This is a genomic window from Desulfosarcina sp. (genome assembly GCF_041551955.1).
Classification (GTDB): Bacteria; Desulfobacterota; Desulfobacteria; order Desulfobacterales; family Desulfosarcinaceae; genus Desulfosarcina.
In genome coordinates this window covers 1-4,758 of the sequence record NZ_JBFELV010000402.1, presented here as the reverse complement: position 1 = coordinate 4,758, position 4,758 = coordinate 1, and the positions used below count along the sequence as shown (strand labels likewise).

Below are 4,758 nucleotides of genomic sequence, written 5' to 3'. Positions count from 1 at the left end.
ACCCTATTTCTTGATGAGGTGGGGGATCTAAATTTGGATGCTCAGGCCAAATTGCTTAGGTTCATGGAAGACGGTCAGTTCTATAAGGTGGGGAGTACCGAAATAAAGAAGGTCACTACTCGTATTGTCTCCGCTACAAACAAGAACCTGGAAGAGATGATCCAAAAGGGCTCATATCGCAGGGATCTCTTTTACCGAATAGGCGTCATCAAAATCCAGGTGCCCTCTCTCAATGAACGGGATGAAGATGTCTTGATTTTTGCTAAATATTTCCTGCAGATGTTCAATGAAAAATTTGACAGATCCTTGACCGGTATTAGTGAACTATCTCAGGATCTGTTAAAGAACTTCACCTGGAAGGGCAATGTCCGAGAAATGAGAAACATGATCGAACGTGCCGTTCTCACAGCAAAAGGACCGGAACTGACGCCCGAGGACTTGGGGCTGAGTGACTTTGTGGCAGGGGCAAGCACAAATAACATTCCGCCTTTGGCTCTCGAGCCTCTGTCTCCTGAGGGGGTGGACCTGGATGCCATGAAAACATATATGGATGAATTTTACTTTTCCCAGGCCATGGCCCTGGCAAAGGGTAACGAAACCCGCGCTGCAATACTTCTGAAGTTAAAACACCATGCCTTCAGGTACCAATATAAAAAAATTCTGGAAAAAAGGGCAACGGAAGATCAGAAGACCGCATCTGAGAAGGACTGAAATATGTTTTTTGAACCATCGCCAGGCCGTATCACACAGTTCCCATATTACGCATCGCTGCCATGCATGAAAAAAAATATATTTCAGTATTATAGGCAACTTCATACCAGATCTTGTGGCCTGCTTTTTCCGAAAAAATCAACGCTTAGTTCTGCGTATCTTTACTGGCAAGTAGGAATGGGGTGAAACCGGAAACCGGCATCACCCCTTTTTACATCAGCCATAAATATTCTTAATCCACCTTATCGCTTCAACATCACTGATCGTTCTTAGGTACCACTGTGTCGTTGACAGATTCGCACGACGTAGGATGACCTTGAACAACCCAAGAGAATTCGATTGGTTGGGAATTGTAAATCCCGAGCTTCAAGATAAATACTGAGGCTTAGTTCAATCTGTCCTGTCCTGCCTATTTCAAATTGATAGCCATTGAGCTTGAATACCATGATAGCGCTCAGGAAAAGGGGATCTCTTTCCCACCCTTTGAACCGCATGTGTGGTTCTCCCGTAGGCCCCTATGTTTATTCTTTTATCTTGATCACATATATCCTATGGTGCTTAGAGACGGTCCCAACAATTCGGACCACTTCATATGCTGTAATTTGGGGTGTGGCTGGCTACATCAGACAAAAAAATGGAAAGAGGTGATATTATATGAATGATTTTTCTGCGCTGGGCGAAAAGCTGAAAAACACCCGAAACGAGATGGGCCTCAGCCTCAGCGAGGTTTCTTCCATGACAGGGGTGAGCAAAACCATGCTCAGCCAAATAGAGCGTTCGGAATCAATCCCAACTATCGCAACCGTTTGGAAAATTGCAAATGGCCTAAAAATCAAGTTTGAAACGCTATTGGAATATACAAACACGCTATATGATGTAAAAAGCATCGACAATATGATTCCACTGACGGACAATGATGACCATATACTGATCTACTGCATTTTCCCCTTTTCACCGATAAGCGGATTTGAGTTTTTTTATGGCATCATCAAACCCGGATGCAATTATTCTGCGGTACACCACAAGAACAGCAATACGGAATATTTGTTAATTTCCCAAGGCGAAATCGAATTAGTCGTCGGTACAAATACCTACCACCTCAAAGCCGGTAGTGCCATTGCATTTGATTCAAGAGAAGACCATAAGTATATTAATAACAGCGAGGTAGACGCAATTGCGCACTTCATCATCAGCTATAAGTAGCGTCTCATAACCACAGGGGGTTCCAAGATCCTTCCTTTATAACGGATGAATTTGGTGTAACATCATATTAGCTGTTGATATTCATTTATAGGATATGTTACTGCACTCCTTGTCCGCTATAAAGGACATTATCCCGCTATAAAGGACTTAGTTGCAAAATTCGTAAAAGCGGCATGGCAACACTGTCATGCAAAGGTGCTATTGGGGGGCTATGGCCACCAGTCAACCATGTAAGAAAAATTTAAGGAGTTAATCATGGAAAAAAATGCCTTTGTAAAAGTTATGGAGAAGGAACTCATCCCAGCGCTGGGATGCACCGAACCGGTGGCATTTGCGCTTGCTGCAGCCACGGCCCGCAAATATGCACCTGGGGAAATTAAACGGATTACCATGGAGGGATCCGGCCTGATGGTGATCGGCGTGCAGTCGGTAGGGATTCCAAATACCGGCGGCAAGCGCGGCGGCTTCCTGTCTACGGTGCTCGGTGTTCTCGCCGGGGATGCCGACCTGGACATGGAGGTGCTGAACAAGGTCACGGTAGCGGACGTGGAAACTGCTGAAAAGCTCATCGAAGCGCTCATTGCAGTTGGAAAGATCTCCCTCGATCTGACCACCCCGGCGCCTGCGATTTATTTGAAAACTACCTTGGAAACTGACCAGCACACCGTCACCGTCAGCCTGTGGAATGAGCACAATGGCGTCAAAACCATCGAGCAGGACGGCAAAATACTGCTCGGCAGCCGCGAAAAAGAAACCGCGGTGCTGCAAGCCCAGGCGGGAGAGATCTTCGATGCTTCCTTCCTCTCGGTTGAAAGTATTTACGATTTCTGCACCAACTGCGATATCAGCGAGTTGGCGCATATTAAAACTGCCATAGAGCTAACCCGTGGGGTCTGCAAAGACGGCCTGGAAAACGCCTACGGCCTGGAAGTCGCTCGCACGCTGCAGGAGAATATCGACAAAGGGCTCATCGCCGACGATGAGATCACACACATCCTCAAGTGGACCACTGCTGGTTTAGATGCGCGTATGGGCGGCAGCGGCTATCCGGCCATGAGCAACACCGGGAGCGGCAACCAGGGAATCATCAGCAGCATGGCACCTATCGCAGCCGGCGACTACCGCAAAGCCAGTGAAGAGGAAATCATACGTGCCGTGGCGATGTCGAATCTGATGAACATTTATCTGGACTATCGTTCCAACGAATATGCGCATTTATCTCCAATGTGCTACTGCTCCGGTGTGGCGCCCGTCGCTGCAGCCAGCGGCGTCGCTTTTCTGCATGGTGCCACCAAGCAACAGATCTCCAACCTTGCACGTACCACGTTGGGCAACCTGGCAGGTGTTATCTGCGATGGCGCCAAGCCAAGCTGCGCCTTCAGATCATACACAGGACTGTGCGGCGCCCTGCAAGCGATGCTGATGGCTGAAAAAGGCCTCAGCTCCAGCAGCATCGAGGGCGTCGTGGCCGACTCCGTGGACGACACCATCGAAAATATCTACCAGCTTCAAAAGCAATGCATGTCCACTACGGATGAATTTGTATTCAACGTCAAAAAGAAACAAGGCACCATCTGCTAAGGAGAATATTTAATGGCAATTATTACCGTTATCGGCGCCGGCAATGGCGCCCACGCACTGGCTGCCGACTGTAAACTCGGCGGCGCAGAAGTCAGAATGGTTGAATTTACAAGGTTCAACAATAAAGTCAAAGGTATCCTGAACAGCCGCCGTATCCGCTTTGAAGGCATTGAAAAGAACCACGGAAATTTCAAGCGGAACGGCACAACAGTCATAGACATGGTCACCTATGACATGAAAGAGGCTGTACAGGGGGCCAATCATATTTTGGTTTCGGTACAAGCGCAGGGTTTTGAACAAATATTTGAAGAACTGGCACCTCTGCTGGAAGACGGGCAGACGGTCAGCATTTTCCCGGACAACTTCGGCAGTTTGGTTCTTCGCCGGATCATGCGGGAAAAAGGACTGAACACCCAGGTTGTCATAGCGGGTTTTTCATCGTTGGTCTACGGGACACGCTTGACGGATTTTAACAACATGGAGACGGAAACGGATGTTGTTAATGTCATGTACCGTGAAAATGAAATTCGAGTCGATACGCTGCCATCCAGCGATTTTGATGCCTACCTGGCCGCCAGTAAAGAGATCCCCGCACTGGATGCAACCGCACTGATTCACGGAGATACGGTATTGGACATCGGCCTTTCCAATGTCAACGTTCTGCTGCATGTACCTGCTGTGGTATTAAATGCCGGAACCGTTGAAAACTGGGGCATTATCCCAAATGTGGGCAATCCCGATGTGTTTTATGACATCTATGCCCATGGTGTTTCCCCAAGCGTGGGACGTGTGCAGTATGCGTTCTATGAGGAACAAGTCGCTATTGCCAAGGCGTTTGGCGTAGGCATTATGCCTGTTGAAGCAGATGTGCTGCAGTCCCGTATGGGACTCATCGGGGAGATGATGTACGGCGAGGGATATCGCCTGCCGTTTTCTGAGCCTCTGGATCAGACGACTTGGCTGCCGAACCCAAAAGGCGCACGCTTCACCCTGGAATCGAGGTATATCACAGAAGATGTACCGGTTGGCTGCAGTGCTGCCATCAGTTTTGCGAAGGTTTTACAGGTGGAAACGCCGGTTATCCATGCAATGACCAATCTGTCCAACATCATGAAGGAAACCGACTACTACGAAACTGGATTTAATTTAAAGACCTTTGGCCTGGAAAAGATGACTGCTGCAGAAATGATAGCGTATATGCGTACAGGCAAGTGAAAAAAAAATTACGGCCGGTTCTCTTTTTTGTCTATCAGAATAAAGCTT

The 4,758-nt window shown here is 47.9% G+C and carries 4 protein-coding genes; all 4 read left to right on the top strand.

Annotated features, from left to right (window positions below; translation table 11 throughout):
• Positions 1–711: sigma 54-interacting transcriptional regulator (locus tag ABYV26_RS21135; protein WP_372683341.1), on the top strand; the 711-nt coding region annotated here is incomplete at its 5' end.
• Between the two features lie 654 nt (positions 712–1,365).
• The gene (locus tag ABYV26_RS21130; RefSeq protein ID WP_372683340.1) at positions 1,366–1,914 is read left to right on the top strand and encodes a helix-turn-helix domain-containing protein; all 549 of its coding nucleotides are present in this window, start codon (positions 1,366–1,368) and stop codon (positions 1,912–1,914) included.
• Between the two features lie 255 nt (positions 1,915–2,169).
• Positions 2,170–3,495 (top strand): serine dehydratase subunit alpha family protein, encoded by a 1,326-nt coding sequence (locus ABYV26_RS21125; RefSeq protein WP_372683339.1) that lies wholly within the window; start codon positions 2,170–2,172, stop codon positions 3,493–3,495.
• Positions 3,496–3,507: 12 nt separating this feature from the next.
• A complete protein-coding gene (locus ABYV26_RS21120; RefSeq protein WP_372683338.1) occupies positions 3,508–4,710 on the top strand; it encodes an NAD/NADP octopine/nopaline dehydrogenase family protein in 1,203 nt (400 codons plus the stop codon).
• Positions 4,711–4,758 lie beyond the last annotated feature (48 nt).